The organism is Vibrio sp. zbq_1 (assembly GCF_043102935.1).
Lineage (GTDB): Bacteria > Pseudomonadota > Gammaproteobacteria > Enterobacterales > Vibrionaceae > Vibrio > Vibrio parahaemolyticus.
In genome coordinates, this window is record NZ_JBICJH010000024.1 from 72,757 (window position 1) to 95,200 (window position 22,444).

Annotated in this window: 17 protein-coding genes; 8 read left to right on the plus strand and 9 right to left on the minus strand. The window is 41.0% G+C overall.

From position 1 onward, the window contains the following. Nucleotides 1-129: 129 nt before the first annotated feature. Together ACF8CV_RS11935 and ACF8CV_RS11940 are read left to right on the plus strand one after the other, a co-directional pair. Nucleotides 130-1,461, plus strand: coding sequence for an aspartate aminotransferase family protein (locus tag ACF8CV_RS11935; RefSeq protein ID WP_138938481.1), 1,332 nt, complete (start codon nt 130-132; stop codon nt 1,459-1,461). Next, nucleotides 1,452-2,291 carry a 3-keto-5-aminohexanoate cleavage protein gene (locus tag ACF8CV_RS11940; protein WP_138938480.1) on the plus strand — a complete coding sequence of 280 codons (840 nt, stop codon included), beginning with the start codon at nt 1,452-1,454 and terminating at the stop codon, nt 2,289-2,291. Before ACF8CV_RS11935 ends, ACF8CV_RS11940 begins: the two co-directional genes overlap by 10 nt. Nucleotides 2,292-2,366: 75 nt before the next feature. Here the strand turns inward: ACF8CV_RS11940 and ACF8CV_RS11945 are convergent, their stop codons facing one another. The 4 genes from ACF8CV_RS11945 to ACF8CV_RS11960 form a co-directional block, all read right to left on the minus strand. Next, nucleotides 2,367-3,734 carry a Na+/H+ antiporter NhaC family protein gene (locus tag ACF8CV_RS11945; protein WP_005464256.1) on the minus strand — a complete coding sequence of 456 codons (1,368 nt, stop codon included), beginning with the start codon at nt 3,732-3,734 and terminating at the stop codon, nt 2,367-2,369. Nucleotides 3,735-3,900: 166 nt separating this feature from the next. Beyond that, nucleotides 3,901-4,488 (minus strand): DedA family protein, encoded by a 588-nt coding sequence (locus tag ACF8CV_RS11950; protein WP_031823390.1) that lies wholly within the window; start codon nt 4,486-4,488, stop codon nt 3,901-3,903. A gap of 222 nt (nt 4,489-4,710) precedes the next feature. Continuing rightward, complete coding sequence (locus tag ACF8CV_RS11955; protein ID WP_005464264.1) at nt 4,711-6,243, minus strand: bifunctional GNAT family N-acetyltransferase/carbon-nitrogen hydrolase family protein; 1,533 nt, start codon at nt 6,241-6,243, stop codon at nt 4,711-4,713. A 136-nt stretch (nt 6,244-6,379) separates the two neighbouring features. Then, the gene (locus tag ACF8CV_RS11960; RefSeq protein ID WP_025623044.1) at nt 6,380-7,270 is read right to left on the minus strand and encodes a LysR family transcriptional regulator; all 891 of its coding nucleotides are present in this window, start codon (nt 7,268-7,270) and stop codon (nt 6,380-6,382) included. Between the two features lie 398 nt (nt 7,271-7,668). On the opposite strand from ACF8CV_RS11960, the gene ACF8CV_RS11965 reads away from it, so the two are divergent. Continuing rightward, nucleotides 7,669-8,232 carry a porin family protein gene (locus tag ACF8CV_RS11965; protein ID WP_005455971.1) on the plus strand — a complete coding sequence of 188 codons (564 nt, stop codon included), beginning with the start codon at nt 7,669-7,671 and terminating at the stop codon, nt 8,230-8,232. Nucleotides 8,233-8,359: 127 nt separating this feature from the next. Here the strand turns inward: ACF8CV_RS11965 and ACF8CV_RS11970 are convergent, their stop codons facing one another. Continuing rightward, nucleotides 8,360-8,542: a hypothetical protein gene (locus ACF8CV_RS11970; RefSeq protein WP_267864858.1), complete on the minus strand. Its 183-nt coding sequence runs from the start codon at nt 8,540-8,542 to the stop codon at nt 8,360-8,362. A 1,861-nt stretch (nt 8,543-10,403) separates the two neighbouring features. On the opposite strand from ACF8CV_RS11970, the gene ACF8CV_RS11975 reads away from it, so the two are divergent. The 4 genes from ACF8CV_RS11975 (at nt 10,404) to ACF8CV_RS11990 (ending at nt 14,800) form a co-directional block, all read left to right on the plus strand. Continuing rightward, nucleotides 10,404-12,902, plus strand: a complete 2,499-nt coding sequence (locus tag ACF8CV_RS11975) for a hypothetical protein (RefSeq protein ID WP_276453907.1) — start codon at nt 10,404-10,406, stop codon at nt 12,900-12,902. A 646-nt stretch (nt 12,903-13,548) separates the two neighbouring features. Next, the gene (locus tag ACF8CV_RS11980) at nt 13,549-14,064 is read left to right on the plus strand and encodes a hypothetical protein (RefSeq protein ID WP_276453903.1); all 516 of its coding nucleotides are present in this window, start codon (nt 13,549-13,551) and stop codon (nt 14,062-14,064) included. Between the two features lie 86 nt (nt 14,065-14,150). Continuing rightward, on the plus strand, nt 14,151-14,486 hold the full coding sequence (locus ACF8CV_RS11985; RefSeq protein ID WP_276453901.1) for a hypothetical protein: 336 nt from the start codon (nt 14,151-14,153) through the stop codon (nt 14,484-14,486). 53 nt (nt 14,487-14,539) lie between these two features. Further along, nucleotides 14,540-14,800: an ATPase gene (locus ACF8CV_RS11990; protein WP_276453899.1), complete on the plus strand. Its 261-nt coding sequence runs from the start codon at nt 14,540-14,542 to the stop codon at nt 14,798-14,800. 132 nt (nt 14,801-14,932) lie between these two features. Here the strand turns inward: ACF8CV_RS11990 and ACF8CV_RS11995 are convergent, their stop codons facing one another. The 4 genes from ACF8CV_RS11995 to ACF8CV_RS12010 all read right to left on the minus strand — a co-directional run bounded on the left by ACF8CV_RS11995 (nt 14,933) and on the right by ACF8CV_RS12010 (nt 20,241). Then, nucleotides 14,933-15,811 (minus strand): hypothetical protein, encoded by an 879-nt coding sequence (locus ACF8CV_RS11995; RefSeq protein WP_276453897.1) that lies wholly within the window; start codon nt 15,809-15,811, stop codon nt 14,933-14,935. Between the two features lie 124 nt (nt 15,812-15,935). Then, on the minus strand, nt 15,936-16,856 hold the full coding sequence (locus ACF8CV_RS12000) for an AbiJ-NTD4 domain-containing protein (RefSeq protein ID WP_153646056.1): 921 nt from the start codon (nt 16,854-16,856) through the stop codon (nt 15,936-15,938). A gap of 277 nt (nt 16,857-17,133) precedes the next feature. Beyond that, the gene (locus ACF8CV_RS12005) at nt 17,134-18,576 is read right to left on the minus strand and encodes a DUF4041 domain-containing protein (RefSeq protein WP_153646057.1); all 1,443 of its coding nucleotides are present in this window, start codon (nt 18,574-18,576) and stop codon (nt 17,134-17,136) included. A gap of 954 nt (nt 18,577-19,530) precedes the next feature. Beyond that, nucleotides 19,531-20,241: a hypothetical protein gene (locus ACF8CV_RS12010; RefSeq protein WP_153646058.1), complete on the minus strand. Its 711-nt coding sequence runs from the start codon at nt 20,239-20,241 to the stop codon at nt 19,531-19,533. 1,627 nt (nt 20,242-21,868) lie between these two features. On the opposite strand from ACF8CV_RS12010, the gene ACF8CV_RS12015 reads away from it, so the two are divergent. Further along, nucleotides 21,869-22,345: a hypothetical protein gene (locus ACF8CV_RS12015; RefSeq protein ID WP_182021231.1), complete on the plus strand. Its 477-nt coding sequence runs from the start codon at nt 21,869-21,871 to the stop codon at nt 22,343-22,345. The last annotated feature ends 99 nt before the right edge of the window (nt 22,346-22,444 follow it).

Consider the following 22,444-nt stretch of genomic DNA (forward strand, 5'->3'; position numbering starts at 1 on the left):
TATCAAAGGCTTTATTGTTTTTGGGTTGTGGTATTCCAAAAGCTCATGGTGGGTGAAATTTATTCCCTTGTCGCGTTTGGGTTTGTTCCTGATGATGTGTGCAAATCTTATACATTGAAAGGGACTCAAATGTCTTACGTATTTCACCGTCATTGCCATGCCACGCTGCCAATCATCGATAAAGGTGAAGGTGTTTATCTATTCGATAAACAAGGAAAACAGTATCTCGATGCTTGTGGTGGCGCTGCGGTATCAAACCTTGGCCATAGTCATCAAGCCGTTAAAAAAGCCATGTTGGAACAGCTCGAGAGAGTGCCGTTTGCTCATACTGGATTTTTTACTAGTGACAGCAGTGAGCGACTAGCGGAATTGATTTGTCAGCATATGCCTGAGCAGTTCAACCATGTGTATTTAGTCAGTGGCGGATCAGAAGCGGTGGAGTCGTCACTAAAAATGGCGCGGCAGTATTTTGTAGAATCAGGTAAGCCAGATAAAAAGCAATTCATCGCGCGTCAGCAAAGTTATCACGGCAATACGTTGGGAGCTCTGGCGGTCGGTGGTAATGAATGGCGACGTGAACCGTTCAAACCCATCTTGCATCCGAGTCATCACATTGCCCCTTGCTATGCTTATCGTTATCAGCAGAGTCATGAGTCGGAATTGGATTACTCATTGCGAGCGGCGAATGAACTAGAGGCAAAAATTCTTGAGCTGGGGGCTGAGAATGTAATGGCTTTTGTCGCCGAGCCTATTGTGGGAGCCACCGCTGGAGCTGTGCCTGCGACTCAAGGTTACTTCAAACGTATTCGCGAAATATGCGACCAATACGATGTGTTATTGATCTTGGATGAAGTCATGTGTGGCGTTGGGCGAAGTGGTAGTTTTTTTGCGTTTGAGCAAGAAGAGGCAGAGCCCGATCTGGTTTGTATGGCTAAAGGGCTTGGTGCGGGTTATCAACCTATTGGCGCGGTGGTTGCTAATGATCGAGTCTATCAAGCTATTGCTGATGGAAGCGGTTTTTTCCAACACGGTCATACCTTTATGGCGCACCCTATGGCGTGCGCTGCCGCCGTGGCAACAATTGAAACCATCTTCCAAGAAGATTTATTAACGGCGGTGAATCGGCAAAGTGTTTTGCTGCGTAATGAGCTTACTTCTGCATTGGCCCATTTACCGTACATTGGCGACATTCGTGGTAAAGGCTTGTTTGTTGGCATTGAGCTGGTGGCGGATAAAGAAAGCAAGTCGCCTCTGAGTAAAGCCACATTGGCAGACAAACGCATCAAACAGCGAGCAATGGAAAATGGCTTAATGTGCTATCCAATGGGCGGGACGATTGATGGCGTTAATGGGCACCATATTTTGCTCGCACCGCCATTCATTATTCAGTCTCATCATATTGATGAACTAGTCGGTAAACTCTCACTGACGTTAAAAGAGGTGGCGGAGACATGGAAGTAGCAAACCAATATTTGCGAGAACCTATCGCCATTATCGTGGCCCCAAACGGTGCTAGAAAAACTAAGCACGATCACGCCAACTTACCCATGACAAAAGACGAACTGGTTGCAGAGGCTATCGCTTGTCAAACGGCAGGGGCTGCCATGATCCATTTGCATGCTAGAGATGCCAACGAACGTCATTCATTAGACATCGACGACAACATGGAAATTTACCATGCCGTGAAAGAAGCGGTGGGAGAAACCATGATGGTTCAGCTCACCACAGAGGCAGTGGGTTTATATTCTCCGCCACAACAGCGGGCGTTAGTCAAAGCTGTGAAACCTGAAGCGGCTTCTTTCGCATTGAGGGAGTTAATCCCCGATCGCGCAAGTGAGAAAGAAGGGCATGCCTTTTTCCATTGGTTGGCAGAGAACAGCATCGTGAGCCAAATTATTCTCTACGATACAACCGACATTGAACGTTATTTCCAACTACGCGATGCGGGCGTGTTACCTAAAACGCATCAGCATGCATTAGTGGTGTTAGGGCGTTATCACCAAGCTCAACAGTCTTCGCCATGGGATTTACGAGGTTTGAATTTGGCGCGTTTTGACGAGGAAGAAATTCGATGTGCCATTTGTGCTTTTGGCGCGCGAGAGCAAGACTGTTTAGCGAGTGCGATGTTACTTGGATTCGATGTGAGAGTTGGGTTTGAGAATAACCACTTCGATGTGGCAGGCGAATTAGCAATCAGTAACGCGGCTCAGGTGGAAGCTCTACGCGATGTGGCGCATTGCTTCGCGATTCCTTTACACAGTGCGCAAAGTTTGCGTTCAGTTTTAAAGTGAATCTGTTTGAAGCAAGGAAAATAAAGAAGAACGGAAAGCAAAAAGGCTCCATCGGAGCCTTTTTGGTATTTGTCGTTAGTTTTCGGTTTGCACTGCAGGTTGGCGTGCTGGGTGTTTGATAAACACCGCCACAATGGCTGCAATTGCCAGCGCGAAACAGTAGTAAGAGTTGGCAACCACTTCTAATGGAGAAAGGTTAAATACTGAGCCTAGCAACAATACTTGCGCGCCGTAAGGCAAAATGCCTTGTACCACGCACGAGAAAATATCCAACAAGCTTGCTGAGCGACGAGGAGAGACATTGTTCTCTTCCGCCAACTGACGCGCCACGCTACCTGATACGATGATAGCGACCGTATTATTTGCCGTGCAACCATTCACCATAGAAACCAAGCCCGCGATACCTAGCTCACTTGCGCGGCTGTTCGCGTGTTTTGAATGGCTAGAGCCAAACGCGTGGATCATGCTGCTCACTAAGTTGGTCAGGAAAGCAAGACCGCCTTGACGACGCATCAATTCACTCAGACCACCAATCAGCATCGATAGTAGGAAGATTTCCTGCATGTTGCCAAAACCGCTGTACACGTCTTGCGCTAGGTTCGTTAGACCGTAGTCGTCAATCGAAACCAAGCTTACGCCACCCGCCAGTAAAATACCGATAGTCAGCACAACAAATACGTTAAGCCCTGAAACCGCCAAAATCAAAATGGTGACGTACGGTAGCACTTTTAACCATTCAATTGGACCAGTCTCTGGCACTTGAGTCGCAGTGCTATTGAACGCAAAAATACCCATAGCAACCAGTGCAGCAGGCAGTGCAATGCGGATGTTCTCTTTGAACTTGTCCTTCATTTCACAGCCCTGAGAGCGTGTTGCCGCGATGGTGGTGTCAGAGATGATAGAAAGGTTATCACCAAACATCGCGCCGCTGAGCACAACACCAGCGGTTAATGGCAAGCTCATACCTGCAGATTGAGCAATGCCCAAAGCCACAGGTGCAACGGCAGCGATGGTGCCCATCGAAGTGCCCATCGCTGTCGCAATGAAGGCTGAGATCATGAAAATACCAGGCAAAATCATGCTGGTCGGAATGGCAGATAGACCTAAGTTTACGGTAGCATCGACACCGCCAGAAGCCTTTGCAACGGCAGCAAACGCACCTGCAAGCAAGTAGATCATGCACATTGCGATGATGTCTTGATGACCAACACCACGCATAAAATGTTCAATAGAGCGGTTAAGTTTCTCTTTGCTGAGAAGAAACGCAATGATGATGGCTGGTAATACCGCAATTGGTGCTGGCAGCTGGTAGAAGGCAAATTCAACGCCTTGCAAAGATAAGTACGTGCCTACGCCAATAAATAGCGCAAGGAATACGATCAATGGGATCAGAGCGACCGCAGACGGTGCAACTGTTTTAGTAGTTTGTTGGGAACCGGACATGTAAACGACAAAGATAATAATAAGAGAAGTGAGCAGACTAATCTCACCGACTTTTATTGTCAACGTCTAGACGTCTAAATGGCTGCGTAATTTTTGTATTTGGATGAAAGAAAAAAGCTCATGGCATCTATCTTACTGATACCAAGAGCCTTTATTGAAAGTACATTTATAGCGACGATTTTGCTTTTTTTCGCTTAAGCAAGCCTAGGATCATCAATGCGAACACAACCGCGGCGCTCGCCCAGATTGCGTATTTGTAGTGGCTATATAAATGGCTGAGTGCGCTGAGGTGCTCAAATGCAAAATGCGTAAGTAAACTGAACACCAAAACCCAAATGGTGGCAGCGAGTGCGTTGCCGAGTAAAAACTCTCTGCGTGGCATTTTTGCTATCCCACACGCCAGAGGCATAAATTGCTTCATCCCCTCAATAAATCGGCTGACCACCAAACAAGCAGGGCCATATTTTTGAATGGTGATTTGGAGTTTCTGCATTTTAGGGCCAGAGATGTAACCTTTTTTATCTAGCCATCCTTCAAAGTAGTAGCCAAGTAAGTAGCCACAAGTATTGCCTAAAAAGCAGCTGAGCCAAGATATAACCATAACCATACTCAGATTCATGACTTGCTCTGAGGCCAGAATTGACGCTGCGATCATCAAAGATTGCCCAGGCATGGGAATGCCAATACCTTCAAAAAAGATGCTGACAATAAGCGCAAGGTAGCCGTACTGCTCCAGCAGAGGCTTCATGGATATGAGTAAAGCGTTAATGTGTTCCAAATGCTTTCCTCTAATAAAGTCGGAAGGAAATTGGAGTGATACTCCTGTTGTTTTCTCTGGTCAATTCTTGTTTCTCATTCCCGAGAAAAACTGACACACCTCTGATAATTGTGCTTACCTGATGCGCTGTTGTGCTGGATTCCGCTCGCCGTTTGATTCGCGACGGCGAGCGGTCATTACCATGGCTTGGGTCTCAGACTACTCTTTTGGTGTTGTGAACGCACCGTACAAATCGAGGCGTCGATGGCGCAAGTTCGTTACCGAGCCTTCGGTGTTGAGCTGTTTCAGCTTGGTTAAGTCAACATCGGCAAAGATGATCATTTCCGTATTCGCACTGGCTTCCGTCAATGTGGCGTCGTGGGGGAAATAAATGTCTGAAGGTGAGAACACCGCTGATTGAGCATATTGAATGTCCACGTTGTCCACGCGCGGTAAGTTGCCGACACTGCCGCCAATCGCAACATAACACTCGTTTTCGATCGCGCGAGATTGAGAACAGATCCGCACACGTTGATAGCCGTTTTTGGTATCAGTCCAGAATGGCACAAAGATAATTTGCGCACCTTGTTCGGCGAGCATACGACCCAACTCAGGGAACTCGCTGTCGTAACAAATCAGAATGCCGACCTTACCAGCATCCGTTTCGAATACTTGTACATTATCACCGCCATCAATTACCCAGTCTTTTTGTTCGTGTGGCGTGATGTGGATTTTGTACTGAGCGTTAATTTCTCCATCGCGTTGCAGTAAGTACGCTACGTTGTAGAGCTTGCCATCTTCGATGAGCGGCATACTGCCAGCAATGATATTGATGTTGTAAGTGACCGCCATTTGCGAGAAACGGTTTTTGATCTCTTCTGTAAAGCTAGCAAGAAAGCGAATAGCTTCAACCGAGTTTTGATCGTTTTGCAATCCCATCAACGGAGCGTTGAAGAACTCGGGAAACAAAGCGAAGTCGGCTTTGTAGTTGGCCAGAGAGGAGATAAAAAACTCGGCTTGATCGAGCAAGTCTTCTAAATCGTTCATCGCGCGCATTTGCCATTGCACCACGCCAATGCGAATCAAGGTTTTCTCGATGTCGTGAACGGATTGAATGTCTTCCTCGTAGAAAAAATTATCCCACTCTAGCAACGTGGCGTAGCCTTTTGAGGCGTTATCTTCTGGCAAATAGCCACGCATGATGCGTTTAACATCAAAGTCATTCGCAAGCTGGAATGAGAGGATCGGGTCGTGCAATTCGCGGCGTTTTACTTTGTCGATGTACTCTGCAACGCTCAGTTCATCCGCGTATTGGTGGTAATTCGGAATGCGGCCACCGGCTAGTATTGCTTTAAAGTTTTTGCTGCGGCACAACTCTTTGCGCGCGTCGTAAAGACGTCGGCCCAAGCGAAGCCCACGGTAATCAGGGTGAACAAACACATCTAGGCCATACATGGCATCGCCTGTCACTTGGTTCTGAATGACGTTATTTTCGGTGATGATGTCAGTGTACAGGTGAGGAAGTGAAAATCGGTTGTAGTCCACTTTGATCGTCAGCGCAGCGCCGACAATTTTGCCGTTATCCTCAATACAGATTTGTCCATCGGGAAACTGATGAATGAGATCCATGATGGTCAGGCGTGGCCATGAGCCGCCCACATCAGGAAAAACGAGGTCCATTAATTCCGCGAGCTCTGGGTAATCGGTCGGCTCAATGGTACGTAAAGAGAGTCTTGGCGTGTTGCTGTCCATATCCTACTATCCATTTATCCTATTTCAAATAGTATGGATGAGAATGCCACAAATTTAACCATACTTACATTTGAGGCGCGGTAGGTGATAGGCTCTGCACAATCTTCATATTTATACTGGTTTCATATCGGTAGCTTTAGGTATGATGGGTAAGTTTGTCTTTTAACCAGTCATGAAAAAGTGCCACTTTTCTTGACGTTAACCGGAAGTTTGGGATCACCACATAATAGCCATAGCCGCTGTGAAGCTTTAGATTCCCAATATGTTGGATGTCACCACGTAAAATAGAAAATTGCGCCATAAAATCGGGCAGCAAAGCCAAGCCCTTCTCCATTCTCACGGCTTCACACGCCAAATAAAAATGCTCAAACCCGACGGAGTGATAGGTGATTGGGCACTCTAAATCGTTCTCCTGTTTGAATCGCTCCCACAGCTGCGGGCGAGTCGTTTGCGGAATAAATGGGTAATGGCTGATGGCTTGGTTGTCTGACAGTTTTGGTAGGTTGGTGTTGCCAATCAGCAACAAGGTTTCCTCACATAAGAGTTGGCTATATTCATAATGAGTAGAAAGAGGCAAACACCGCACATGCAGATCACTTTCGCCATGAATGTTTTTAACTGCGCCATCTCCGGTAAGAATTTTCACGCGAATATTTGGATGGCGCTGGTGGAAATCATCGATATTTGGCACCAGCCAAAGACTGGCAAACGAGGGTGTGACATCGACAACCAACAGCTCTTGATCAGTATTGGTTTGAATTAGGCTGGCGGTTGCATGCTGAATGAGCTCCAGAGCTTCTGTTATTTGGGGCAAATAGCGCTTTCCTTCCTCTGTTAGCTCCACGCCGTTTAACCCTCGATGAATGAGAGGAAGCCCAACGAGTTGCTCTAAAGATGCCATCTGTTTACTGACCGCTCCTTGTGTTACGCACAGGTCATCGGCGGCTTTAGAAAAGCTGAGATAGTTAGCCACAGCAACAAAAGTCCTCAACGCACGAATGGAAGGGTACTCACTGCCTTTTATCATTCTTTCAATTCCATTGAATTTGCTTAGGCACAGAGTAGAGGATTTGTGCTTTTAAGCAAAGCAAGGCACGACGGATGTGTGATTGTCTTCCTTTCTAGTAAACACGCAACGCGATATTTCAATGACTATTTAACAACTCAAGAATATTCACGCTGTGTATTTTTATTTTGAAAAAACTACAAATTAGCGAGAAGCTTTTTCACTAGTTATATTTATCCTAAATTTATATTGTTTGTGTAAGGTAAATAAATAGCCTGTATTTTGTTTTTTGTACGAGTGTTTTTAGCTAATTGTCAGAATATTATTAAATAAAATAGTTTTTCATTAATTTAATATTGGCATTGCTTTTGCTATTTATGATTGGAACTTTCGATAATCAGTTAATTTAGGAGAACGAAATGAAAAGCAATGTTGTTACTCTGGTTGGTCTATTTTCTCTAGCAACGTTTAGTACTTTATCTTACGCAGCGGACTCCAAAGATCATGGCGTTTATGTAGGTGCGAACTACGGTTATTTAAAAGTTGATGGACAAGATGATTTCGATGACGACAGCGATGCAATGCAAGCATTGGTGGGGTATCGCTTTAACCGTTACTTAGCGTTGGAAGGTGGCTACATTGATTTTGGTAGCTATGGTAACAACTTGGCTAATGCAGAGACGGATGGTTATACCGCAGCATTGAAAGTGACGGCTCCAATCACCGATAGAGTGGATGTGTACGCGAAAGGTGGCCAAATGTGGTATTCGACAGATTATAACGTTGCTGGATTCCATGGAAACAAAGATGACGAAGGTGTATTTGCTGGTGCCGGTGTGGGCTTCAAAGTAACGGATAACTTTTTAGTTAACGCAGAATACACTTGGTACGATGTGGAACTGAATGCAGAAAATGTATTTGATGGTGCGAATACAAATACAGACTTTAAACAAGCATCTTTAGGTGTGGAATATAGATTCTAATATTGCTAATAATTCTAAGCCATAATAAAAATGCGAAGCCTAAATAGCTTCGCATTTTTTGTTGTGTTATATGAACCAGACCTGAAATTCTTAGTAAGGACAAAATTGAAGAGACTATTTTACTAACTCAATCCGTTGCTAATGAAGCAAGAGCACCACTTAAACTATGACCTACGCAGTGTATTACCTTTGGTGCTTTTATGTTCTTTTTCGAATAACCAGCGATGCATGCTGCAAGTTGTGGCTTTATTGTATTGAAGAGATTTACAAAACCTGCATGTACCTTGTAACCGGATGAAGTACCTGATATCCCAAAAGCTTAGAAAACTTTAGATTGAAAAGCATATAGTAAGTACACACTTTCTATCTTTTAATGAGTACTTTTGAATTCTCATGTGTGGTTGGTATTGTACTTATGAGCGTATAGTCTGCTATTTAATACTCAACGAGTTTTTATCAGCATAGGTTGTAAAGTTACGCAGTAATGCTTGTGATAAGTCATCAGGTAGTATGAGTGCCTGAGAAAAGAAGACAATATGATTGTTGATACAAAAAAGGCCACCCGAAGGTGGCCTTTTCCAAACGTTTGGTGGAGCTGGCGGACTCCAAACTATGTATTTAACTTTTTGATTTATAATGGTTTTTATTTTTGTTGCTTCTTGAGGGGAACAATTCGGGGAACAGTAGTCAAAAGAGATGATTTAATTGCATTTTTTTGATGTTCCCCACATTGTTTTTTTCCGATTCAACTGTGTAATAGGGAACTGAACCGAGATCTGAATCTTGAAGGACTGGATCTTGCGAGTGTAGCTCGATCTAGTGAATGATCTGATTAACGATCAAGCTCTTCAAAAAAGGTATCACCGTCTACTAAGTCTTCATTTTTTCACTCAACTTAGTAGATAACATAAATCAATAGTAAACGAATCGAGTGATTCAGTCATCACACTTCAAATTCGACTTGTGTATACCCCTCTTTGAGATTTATGCGCTCTTTCAACCAAGAAGAATTCCTTCCTGGTTTGATTCTGCTCGTACATATCCCTTCCTGTGATTTTTTTGCGCTCTTTTAGCTACTTTTAAAACTTAAGCGCGAAATTACCTTCAGCCCTTATGCCGCAAGGCTTTAGGTGCGACAGAAAAAATATTATTTTATATAAGAAAAAGAGAAAAAGTTGTCGCACTAGAAAGAGCTAAGGAACAGAAGTGTTAACTGCTTTGCAGTTAACTTTCCTAGTTTGTCTGTTTTGTTTAAATATTCACTTTTTGTGAATGTTTAATTTCTCTAAGTTTAGAAATTGGCTTTTATCTATTTTTAAGTTCTAACTCGCTTTGAAGCCTTGCTAGATAAGGGTTGAGGCATGGGCTATGTTTTACTTATTTTATATATAAATCAACATTACATAGTCCATAGTTTAGTGTGAATAAAAAAGCATCCAGAAGGTAAGAACAGATAGAATAAGCAAACATGCGAAGCATTTTGCATTTAAATATAATCAAAACCGCTAAAGATAAACATAATATTTAAAAATGCTTTTATTATACGGAATCCTTTTGGTGAACATATTTATGACGCTAATCTTTATAATCTGGCTCCTTATGATTATAGTTAACCGAAAATTTAACCACCGTCACTCATAGCGTTGCCAGGAAATATAATGAAGAAAAATATTTCTGAGGGGGTGATAGTTATGAGGGTTTTTATAACCACACTCCAAACTCGCATCCCCATTAGCTCCCCTGGTATAACCTTTGAATTTTCAATCGATTTTAATGAGTGCTTATGCTCCTTGTTTTTAAAAAAGTTCTCTTTGGTGATTTTGAAAGTAAATCTTCCTTAAAGCCTTGCCAGATAAGGGTTGAGGTATGGACTATGTTTTACTTTTTATATATATAAATCAACATACATAGCCCATACATTATTGTGAATAAAAAAGCAGTCAACAAACAAGAATAGATAGAATAAGCAAATATGCGAAGCATTTTGCATAAAATAAAAAATAGCCACTCATGTATAATAAAAGAATAATCAATTAACCTTTAATTTCCATATTGATAAAAATGGCTAATTTATAAGATTGTAACTTGTGAAGTGAAAATAATTCACTTATACTGAAAGAGTAAAGTATAAATATAATTATAATCCCCATAGAGGGAAGGCAGTTTTTAAAATGACGTACAGTTGCATTAAAGGAGAAAGTGCAGTAGACACTCAACTCTTCATATCATCAGGTGATGAAACACTTCTAGCTAAAGCAGAAGAATTCAATTCTACAGACAGAATAGTAGTTACAACTCAAAATCATCTTGCTTTAACAATCAGAAAGCATGACGCTAAAGATAAGGTAATTACAGCTATCCACTTCGACTTCAAAGCTAAGTATGCATCAAGCATTGCTCTTACTGCGATTAAGCATAAGCTAAATATGCATGACATAAGCACTGACACAATAATTAGCACAGGTAACAGTGATGTAAGTTTTGCGAAATACGTTTGCGAAGCTTTTAACCAGTTCAATTCTCAGTTGCTTCTTAGAGAGAGCGCTAAAGCTGTTAAATCACTAGTTCCTTCCATGATCTCATCGGATGAAGAGGCAGTGAAAAGCTTAATTGAGTGGGCTGGCGTTAGCACAGAAAAAGCAGAAACTATCTACGAAGAATCTCATTCGGACTTAATGGAAGAGATCATCAAGTCCATCACTCTTACCGCTGACCACAACACATACGAACTTCACGACATGGAGGTGGAAGTTTTCGCTCAGAACGAACGTAACGTAGTTGTTCTACGCTCTCCGACAGGTACGTGCAAAACTGAGTTTGCAAAAGCTCTCATTGAAAGAGAAGCACAGAAAGGACGCAAGACAGCTACCATCACAGGTCTTATCGCTGTTGTTAAACAGCACACTCCTGTCGGCGTTGCCTCAGCGTTTTATGATGAACAAATGCATGTCATTGAAAATGCGACTCATCTAAGTGCTACTGTCAACTCTCTTACCAACGCTTTTACAGCAGAGACAGTAAAAGAAGCGGACACCATCATCATTGATGAGTGCGAGAAAGTTTTACAGTCCATATTCGATCCGCGATCTGACTATATTAGCGAGTTAGCTAAAAGAACGATTAGAGCAGAACTAGCTCAAGCTATAAGAAGCAACAAGAAAGTTATTTTTATGGACGCCGATGCTACTGACGCGATTTCCGTAAAGTATGCAAAAGCCTTTGGTCGCAAAGTTAAAACGGTGAATATGCGTAAAAACATATACAGAGATATCGTTACTACTGTCGAAAGCATCGAGATGATGAATCAAGAGCTAATAGCTAAAAAGTTACTTGGTAAAAGTCAGATGTTCATTGCTTGCGACAGAAAGGGCGAAATTGACCGTCTTGTTGAGGCTTCTGGCTACACAAACTCGAAAGGCAAGGTTGACTACAATAAAGCGCTAAAAGCAGGAATCCTAGTCGTACACAGCGAAAATAAGGGAGGGAAAGAACAACAAGCATTTCTTAAGAATCCGAACCAAGAAATCGTTAAATACCGCACGGTTATTGTATCGCCATGTTTGAAAGAGGGTTTCAGCATTACTGCAAATCATGCTGATGAAGTCATAGTGCTTTGCAATCGTGTTCTTCAGCCAACCGCACTGGTTCAGCTAGCAAGAAGGCTTAGAACAGCAATTAGGTTGACTTTTGCTGTACCAACATTCTCGCAAGCGGCTGCTTACACTGATTATCGTGCTGATGCAAACAAAGGCAATATCACCAGCGAATTAGAAGCTGAGTTTCTGGTTCGAGATGAGCTACTTAAAAGTAACCTTCGATTTACGCTAGCTAAAACACTACAGCTACTAGGTTTTAATGTTGAGTGTGTTGATGTTGATTTTGAAGAAATTAAGGCAGCTTCAAAAGCAGATAAGGTATCAAAAGAAGCTTTCGAAAAATCAGAGAGGAAAGTGACTACTGAAGCTCCTGTTCTTGATGACGTATCAATTGCAGAGCTAAAAGAAAAAGAAGAACTGACAACTGATGAAATCTACGCTGTTAAAAAGTATGAAATAGCGAAAAGACTGCGCATTAGCACTGAGCGTGTTAATGAAGATGTGTATGACTTTAACAAAGTTTTCAAAAAAGAGTTCCTTAAAGCGCTTAAGGGCAACTTGCTTAACGGAGGCACCAACTCAAAAGAGGCAAAAGCTATGAAGGTGCTAGCTGATGCGCTTGGAGTTAAAGAGCTTAGTGTAGACACTGAAATCGTAGTTGAAGACACTACAGCAGTTTACAACCATCTCGTTGACAAACAGCATCGATCAACCTTTAACGCTGCTGGACTATGTGAACTAAAAGCAGGTAAGAAGCGCTCAGACACGAAAGGTAAGAAAGCAGCATCAAGAGCACTTAAAGAAATCATGACTGCACTTGGATTTGAAGAGAAGAGAAACAGAAGAGGTAACACCACAAACGGTAAAATCTACACGTTGCACAAGCTTGCTAAGTCAGCTTTGTTTGAAAGTAATGCAATAGAAGAGATTCAAGCGCAGTTCGTTCTTGTTGATGACAAGAGAAGAGAAAGTGAAAGAGCTAGAGTTGAAGCAGAAGTCGCGGCAGAAAAAGCGGCAGCAGAAAAAACAGATAATAATATAAATAATAATAAGAAGGTAAATGAACATGCATAGTGTTAATAATTTAATCGAATCAAAACCGTTCTTGAGCGGAAATGAAGTGTCATCAATATTGATCAAGAATGGTTACACATACAGAAACAAGGCATCTAGTAAAGCTTTAAGTGAAATGCTGTTTTGTACACAAAGAAAAGCGATTAATATAATAAATGACGGTTTAAAAGATAAAAGCACACTTGCGTTGTTTTATTTGCAATTTAATTTGGCTAAAAGTGACATTTAAATGTTGATTATAATATTTCAGTTTGTTATATTAAAAATGTGAGGTGATTGTACGTCAACTCATACTTTACAAAGCTTTTAACCCCAGTTCCAACTGGGGTCTTTTTCTGCCCCAACCTTCTCGCTACTGGTCGGGGCATTTTTTTATCTTAAATAAATTATCTGTTTTAGTTGCATGAGTTTAAACAAACTAAAGACGCAATTGACAACAAGCGCCATTCTTCAAATCTTCCATTTTGCCTTTATCTTCTCTGTATGTATTATTTTTAAATAAAATAAAAAAATAACCATTTAAAATGCGATTTATTATAATTTTACTATTTACAATTATAATATAAAGCTTTATAATATAATTGTACATTAAATGAAAGAACTTAAATGCCGAAAGCTAATAATAATAAAAATGGAAAATACAAAAATGAAAGATCAATTTAAAATTAATTACAACAACCAAGTACTTTTAGTTGAAAAAGAAACAAGAATAGAAGAAAGCAACTTTGATGACGGTCAGCTTGCTGACAAGTACGTTACTTACAACATTACACTTGATGCCGAGTTTGTCGCTGCAATTCACATTGAGAACGGAGGTTTTCTTGACTGTGAAGGTTCTGAGCTTATGTCTTTTGAAGAAGCATTCGAGCTTTCTAAAGTAATCGAAACTCTACCGAAAGTTGAAGCCAGTGAAGAGGATATGGAGACCGAAGAGGATGCTGAGTCTGAAGAGGATGAATACATCAAGACACTCATTGTCGAACTTGAAGACAATGATTCAGAAGAGTTCGAGCTAGAACAAGATGGTGACATGCTAGAGCTTTACTACGATGGTGAGCTAATCGCTACTAAAGACACTGATACTGAATGCATAGATGAATTTGTTGATGTCAGTGCGTCATTGATTAGCCATAAGTTCGATGTTCTTGAATACCATCGCTAGGTTGCACGAATAAAATCATGCAGTGAAGGAAAACACTTAAACACCAAAAAGCTAATAAAATAATAATAAAAATGGAAAATACAAAAATGAAAAATTTTAAAGAAACTGAAATAAAAGTTGAAAGCAAAAAAGAACTACTTCTATCTCTAATGACTAAAGCTATCGCAGCACAAAAAGAAAGTCTGCTTTCAAGAGAGTTGGATGTTGATTATATGATAGAAGAAAGCGGTACTGTTCGTGAATTCTTCGAAGAGATCATTCTTAGTGAAGATGATGTATGCAAAGAAGTTTTGTGGGAGTTCATCGATATTCACGAACTAGATGAGAAGTTTGATTTGTTTGATTGTAGTTTTTACTACGATGAAATAAGTGAAATGCTATATGGGTTGATTAATGAGCTAACCGATCACTACGAATCATAATCCTCCAGAAGCCCCTGCGAGGGGCTTTAATAAAAATAATAAAGAGGCACAACATGCAACAAACTAACGAACTAATTGAATTTGCAGACAAGTATCTGTTTAAAGAAAAGCACGGATACAACAACTCATTCATCAACCCAGTCAGTGGCATGGTGAAGCTGACGGGGCTATCAAGGAACACTGTTCAACAGGCGTTCGCAGGCAAGAAATGCAGTAAGCTACAAGTTAAAGTTCTCGAACTTCTTGAAATCATTGTTACTGATGACAAGAAGAAAATGAAAGAGATTCGAGAGATAGCAAGAAAATATCAGTAATACCAAAGTCGGCCTGTGAACAACCGCGGAGCTGCTTCGTTCAACCCACAGTTGGACAAAAGCTCGTTAGACGAATCACTCTAACGCTCTTTACTCTGATGAGAAAAAGTATCTTTAAGCACTAAATACTTTCTATGTACCTAGCTTGTGGATGTTTTGCGAAATTTCCATGATTACAGCTTTTAGAACTTGCAGGCAGATTTTAGCTGTGTGCTCTCTGGGTGTAAAACCTGACGACATTTGTTGATATGGGTGTATGTAGTTTCGAAAATCCCTCAACGTGTGCGAAAATTTATGGGTATCCAGTTGAATTAACTCTAAATCCTTTGCAGCATCAATAAACGTCGCCAATGTCCAATCATGAAACTGCTGTACTTTACCGTCGCGGGTTTTCGGCGATGATTTAGCGGTATTAAACGCCCTGGGATTACTCGATGCAAGTCCAAGAAATATCCCCTCTAACGAGCTACCCGCTAGTAGAATAGTCGATAAATATGCCCCAGAATTGTAAGTTTTTTCAATTTCAACTAGTCGTTTGTTTAATACGTCAGTGACATTAAGATCCAGACCTAAGTCAGAGACCGAGAAACCGCTAAACTCTCGGCTCAAGAAATCAGATTCAGACATGCTGGGCGCATGCGTTCCATTTTCATTTAATTCTACTTTTTGGAGCTTTTTAAAGGTAATTTCGGCTTCATCTCTGATCACTCGCCATTTGTCGAAAGCAAGATACTGATTGAAGTCAGCAATATAACCGTCTAGTTCTCCAATACGCCCGATAAAGTTGACTGGATTAAATACGCTTCTGATACAAGTATCGAGGTTGGGTGTACCATTGATAGTCTCTAAACAATCATCCGTATACTTCCAACGAGAAGGGAAGCCTTGTCCATAAGAATGGTTAAATCCTAATGCGTTAAAAAACTTAACCAAGTTGGGGCCTGAGCGATACTCAGTTTCTTCATTGATAAGCTCTCGAAGCTTTTCGCTCGTTTTACTACTGATGATCATTCATTTTCCTCTAGAACATGACGCTGCATTAAAGAATGAACAACGCTTACCACCAAATCTAAGCCCTTGTAACTTAGATATAAAACCTTATTTAAACTAAGGATGTTATGCATTGAGAATCTATCTAAATGTTTTGTCCACTCAACTTTTTCGCCAATAAGCAGATGAAACTTGCTAGACGATGAAAAAGGTATTCAATGTGGTCACTATCATTCAACTTAACCTGAGTAACCTCTGAGTGACGAATAAAAAACGAGTTACCAATTGTCGTCAGGGCTGTAGCCTCAGACTCTAGCTGAACTCTGAATTCTTTATCTGATGTACAGGCATCGAGCAGTTGTGTCATAGATTGTTTTTTACTTTGACTAGGGTTGAATACTGTTTTTATGCGCTCGAAAGCATCCCAAAGCTCTTTGAGAGCGTCATAACGTATTTGGACGTCCGCATTACATATTTTCGTATTTGCTCTTGCAATTAAATCGTTAAGTTCCTGATCAAGAGTCTTGTTTACTTGTCCAGTAACCGAACCTAATGATGAATTGAGCACTCTTGTGATTTGTCCATCTGCTTGTAATTGATAAGCCACACCATTTCTAGAGAATATGGTGTCAATTTTATCTAAAAATTCAGCTTGCCCAGTTGAGCGATCAAATGAAGTTATGTGGTGATGTCCAAAGAATGAATGAAACTGCCCCAACGTAGGCTTAGATACATTCACATAGCAAAACTGAACTAAGTCTAGTATGTCTAAATAGTTAGGGGTGAAGGGGGCTTTTTTAGCCATCCAATCATCAGGGTCTTCCTTCTCTGTAATAAATGGATATTCAACTCCCAATATTTCAGCTTTTAAAGCTAACGAGAATCCTTTTTCATCGGTGCCACAGCACCCTTGCCCATCAGGACAAAGCTCTGGAAACTGTTCTCCGAAATACCCTGTATCGATTAACTTTTGAATATAAGCAGTTACTCCACACCAAACATTGTATGGAATTTCATTATTTGTTCGAGGCAATGCACCTCTTTCAGTATCACTAAAGTACTTCATAATTCCCTGAGTTAGGTTAATGCGCTGTTGACGTATATCTTGCTTAAGCTAAATGGGCAATACAAGCCATATGAATAAGTTATGAGAGTCTGCGTGAATACAACTTGATATAAATTGCATTAAAATGCCGTCTACTAAACTTAAAGTCTTGTCATTGGTAGAATTAGTTCAAAAAGACCCATATTCAGAATGTTATGAGACACAGCTCCAAATGATAATAGGTCAAAGGTGAGCCAGCGCTGATCTGGCTGACTCGAAGACGGACAAAACTGTTAAATCATGCGGCATCACTAAGACGGAGGCTTTCGTAATAGTCTTCCGCCAGAGCGGTCATTTTGAACTCAGCATCTACTCCAGCGATCTTTTCAACCGCATCTTTAATTTCCTCTAGATCGACACTGAAGAACTCCTTGCGAAGGTTAACGGCATTAACACGTTGAGAATGGAATTCACGGTGCAAAGCTGTTTCGAGTGCAGGTGCATCATCAGTATAAATCATAGCATGTACGTCAAATGGGAATGGTACACTGGCATCACCAAGCTCTTTAACTCTGTCCATAGGCTCTAGCCTGCGCGTTAAACCTATCTTGTAAACATCTTCTCCAAAGGAACCAATGTTACTTATTACGTACACATGTCCCTTACGAGTTTGTTCCGCCATACTCTTAGCACGCTCTTCTTTGGCTTCAGCTTCGGCCAATTGCTGCTCTAGAATGGCTATTCTTTGTTCCATTTCACTACGTTCTTGTTCATTAGCTTGAGCAAGCTCTTGCTGAGCTTTATCAAGAAGGTTTCGATACATTTTTTCTTCTTTCTCAGCTTCAGCAATAGCTTTTTCAAACTCCTTTATTGCTCTCTGCTCTTCACGAATTTGCTCTTTGATGAGCTTCTGCTCGGCAATTTCTTCCTGTTTCTTCAGGGTATATTGATACTGAAGCTTACATTCTTCGAATTTTAGTTCGATGTAGTCAATATCAAAGCCACACTCCAGTGTCGCAGCTGACTTCTCTAGATTGTTTGCTAGCTTCTCGATTCGTTCCAGCGTACGACCAAATGAGCTTGGAGAAACCTTGCCAATAAGCATGTCACATTCAATATTGAACGCAGTTAGCATTAGCTTAACTTGACCATTGAGGATTTTTTTATTCAGAGACTTATCATTAGAAATAACGGTCGTTTCTGGGAAGGTGACTGCGGTCTTCGCTTTAATCATGTCTTTTTGTTGCTGCCGTATGTCTTTGATCTCTTCAGAATAGCGAGTTGATGTTTCGTAGAGATATTGTGGCATTTCAAAATGACCATGAGCAGTATATTCATCGAGTCGTGAATACAAGTCTATCCCACCCATTAGCTCGTTCAATTCCAGTTCGCCTTTTTCAATATTGTCATTAAGTTCATTTAGAGCGTTTTGGGCAGCGTCAAGAGACTGTTGCTGTTCTAGAATACTAACTTTAAGAGAGTTATCTTGTCCTTTCAAAGCTTGTAGGTCGGCAGTTTCAGCGTTAATTTTGGAAAGCGCCTGCTTTGCTATCTCAGTAGTTTGCTGTAGTGATTCATTTGCTTTCTTTAATGTCTCGTGTTCTTTTTTGGCTTTCGTTAACGCTTCATCAATTGACTTGTACTGTCCAACTTTTCTATCCGCAGAGCGTTTCGTCACTATATAGGTCAGCAAAACTGCTAACAAAGATATGCCTGCTAATATCAGTAAATTATTATCCATTGTTTACCTTAAAACCTCTTGTATGAATTGCTTTCTAAGGGCGGCTCGTTCTTCGCAGCGGTCTTGGTACTCTTCATTTGCATTTGATAGCGCATTTTTGAATGCTTGCTTTGCTGCGGATTGTTGCTGTCTTACTTGCCGCTTTAGTTCTCGCTGAGCTTCGCGCACACCTCTTTCATGCTCTCTAAGTGCTTGAGCTTCAGCACGTTGCCGAGCTTTCTCTCTACGCTGAGCTTCTCGGGCGGCTTGTTTGTTGGCCCTATCTATAGCTTTAACAACCTTTATAGCCGTCCTTAAACCACCTCCTCGTCTGGCCAATGCATTTCTCCTATGATCAAATTAAAATTATGCTTCCGATGCTAGCACAACAAAATTGGAAGGGTTGTTATTGAAATCAAACAGATTGCATAAAGTCTATAGCTATGGGAGCGCTAAGGTTTTAAATATCTATGTTTCTCACAGGCAGATTAGTCCCTTACTTTGGGTTAGAAAAAATATTCCAAATGATGGCATGGAGAGTAATGGCTCATGTAGTCGCTGACTCGTTTTGGGGCAGAACTGACAGAGCAATCTTTCAAGGCTTCTTCAAGCTCTAGCCACCGCTTAGGTCTTACAATGTTATCTCCTTAGATGACAAACAGCCTCATTGGGGCTGTTTGTTTCTAAACATAGGCTTTTGAATACTGTTTCTGAGTAGTGCGCTAGAAGGAAATTACAGTCCTAGTGACCTCAAGCTTCTGTTTCGGGTTAATGTTTAGGTGTTGGCCCTGATTCGCACATACAAATCGACACATATTGAATAAGCCATTCCCATGCGTGGGAATGAACTAGCTAGCTGTAATTGCCATTCCTAAAATCGGAAGTTAACTTCAACTGATACTGCGTTACTAATACGAAATGTTAATGCCTTAAATAAGGTGAGTTTTATTCGTTTTTACTTTTTTATAATATAGTTTAACTTCGTGAATTTTTTAAAATTATAAAACTGTCAAAAAACTTAGACATACCGATGTAGTGATGCGCTGATATGCCGTGATTTTCAGCTAATGCTGTGATTTGACTCTTATAATTATTATAATGACACTCTGGTAGTTTGATTAGCGAAGTACCAGAGTGTTCTGGAGCGAATCCACATAGTTGGTCATCTGTTAGATACGGTATGTCTGTTTCTTTTCTACTAGTAACTCTTATATAATTTTCTTTGAGTATAGATAGATCTAATGTACTGAATACAGGTTTTTTCTTTTCGAATGTTTGTAAAAAAAAATCGTAGTATTCTTTATTATCTCTCACGAGCGGGATAATTCGATCCAGTCGATGAAACTGGTTAGTGTTTATAATCGGAATCCATTTGGGGTTGTGTAGCAAGCTCATTCCTAAAATAGGGTTGGTTATTGATTGAATTACAACACCATTTACCCACTCTAGCTCAAGTAATCGCTCTACTAAATAGTTCAAAACTCCTTTGTTTTGCCAGTGTTCAGTTAAGTATATTGAGTTAATTGCGGGATAAGAGATGTTGGGGTTAGGTATATCTTGAGCAAGTGATATTTCTAACTCTTGAAAAACTTCATTGTAGTAAAGAGTGAATGAATTTCTTGTCGCTAAATGGTTGAAAATGTTTTTTAATATATCATCAATGATATCTTTGATTTTATTGTCCATAATTATAAATCTTTATGACTTGGTTTTTGTTTTATATCTTATTAATCTGAGTCTTTCAAGTTTTAAATGTTTTATATTTCTTGCTTTTAGTGTGGTGATGTAGGGTTTCTATAGTTGAATTATTTTAATGATGTATTGTTTTGGTGTGTGGTGATAAAATGTTATATTGAATAATAATTTCATGAAAGGTAGTAGTGTTACGTTTTATTTATAATTTACAGTTTACATTCGAGTTGAACTTAAAGGTGTAGGCTTTTACAGCGCAACAGTAATATGAATAACCTAGAATAAAGCAATCCCATACGTGGGAATAGAGTAGTTAGCGTTAATTCAGCTGCTCTCGATTTCATTGACCTTGCCGATTCTGACTGATTCGCATGCGTGGGAATAGGGCAACTAACTTCAAATCAGCGGCACTTGATTTCATTGAGTATGCCGATCATGGCTGATTCCCATGCGTGGGAATGGGGTAGTCAACTTCACATTAGCGACTCTCGATTTCATTGACCTGCCGATTCTGACTGATTCCCATGCGTGGGAATGGAGTAGCCAACTTCACATCAGCGGCACTGGATTTCATTGAGTATGCCGATCATGGCTGATTCCCATGCGTGGGAATGGAGTAGCCAACTTCAAATCAGTGGCACTGGTTTTCACTGACGATGACGATCTAGGTTGATTCCCATGCATGGGAATGGGGGAGTCAACTTCACATCAGCGGCTCTCGATTTCATTGACCTGCCGATTCTGACTGATTCCCATGCGTGGGAATAGGGTAACTAACTTCACATCGGCGGCACTGGATTTCATTGAGTATGCCGATCATGGCTGATTCCCATGCGTGGGAATGGGGTAGTCAACTTCACATTAGCGACTTTCGATTCCATTGACCTGCCGATTCTGACTGATTCCCATGCGTGGGAATGGAGTAGCCAACTTCAAATCAGTGGCACTGGTTTTCACTGACGATGCTGATCTAGGTTGATTCCCATGCGTGGGAATGGAGTAGCCAACTTCAAATCAGTGGCACTGGTTTTCACTGACGATGACGATCTAGGTTGATTCCCATGCATGGGAATGGGGGAGTCAACTTCACATTAGCGGCTCTCGATTTCATTGACCTGCCGATTCTGACTGATTCCCATGCGTGGGAATAGGGTAACTAACTTCACATCAGCGGCACTGGATTTCATTGAGTATGCCGATCATGGCTGATTCCCATGCGTGGGAATGGGGTAACTAACTTCACATCAGTGGCACTGGATTTCATTGAGTATGCCGATCATGGCTGATTCCCATGCGTGGGAATGGGGTAACTAACTCAAATCAGTGGCACTGGTTTTCACTGACGATGCCGATCTTGGTTGATTCCCATGCGTGGGAATGGGGTAGTTAATCTCAAATCAGTGCCACTTAATTTCGCAAAGCATGCCGATCATAGCAAACACACCTTTGCCCCAAAACGTGTTTGGGACGTGCAGTTGCTCAAAAAACTAAGGTACGATTTGCCCTATTTTTCTATTCATGTGTTAAAGGTGTCTAGAAAATCGGAGCATTACCAAGTTAAAGTACACGGACGCAGACAAGCTGCGCCGGTGTTTGAGGTGTTAAGCATCACAAGAGAGTAATGAATATGAATCAAGCTCCATCATATGAAGAATTAAAGGATAGCGAGTGTTTTTGGTTGCAACTAACACCAGTTATTGCAGGCATGAATGAGACCTTAGATGGCAGTATTGAAGACGAACCTATATCTTCATTTCTTTACTACGAGTCGAATATAAGCGAAGTTGAAGATGGTTTTGACTTTCCGTATCAAGAAATGCGGATAAATATTTCGGAAAGGAGTAGTGAGGCAATCCGTTCATTGTCGGGGAAGTACCCCGTTGGTTTTGTTCGATTCTATGAAGATAGTGCTTCTGTTACGTTAATGTGTCGGAGTGAACTTGTTTCTCGAATGGTCTCAACTTTGGGAATGGTTAAAGACAATGAAATTGAGTTTTTCTTAACGATCCCAGCATTACCAAGCACTCTCCCCAATGTTTACCCAGTGCTAAATTTTCAGTATAGGGTTCGTTCATCATCTCGAAAGACAAGTGCTTAACAAGCAATTAAGGTGACCGTTACACTCGGCGATTTAGGTATGAAGTTCGGTGTGTTTTGCTAGTTCAGTGTGGGGTCACCTTATTGCAGGCTTTAACCA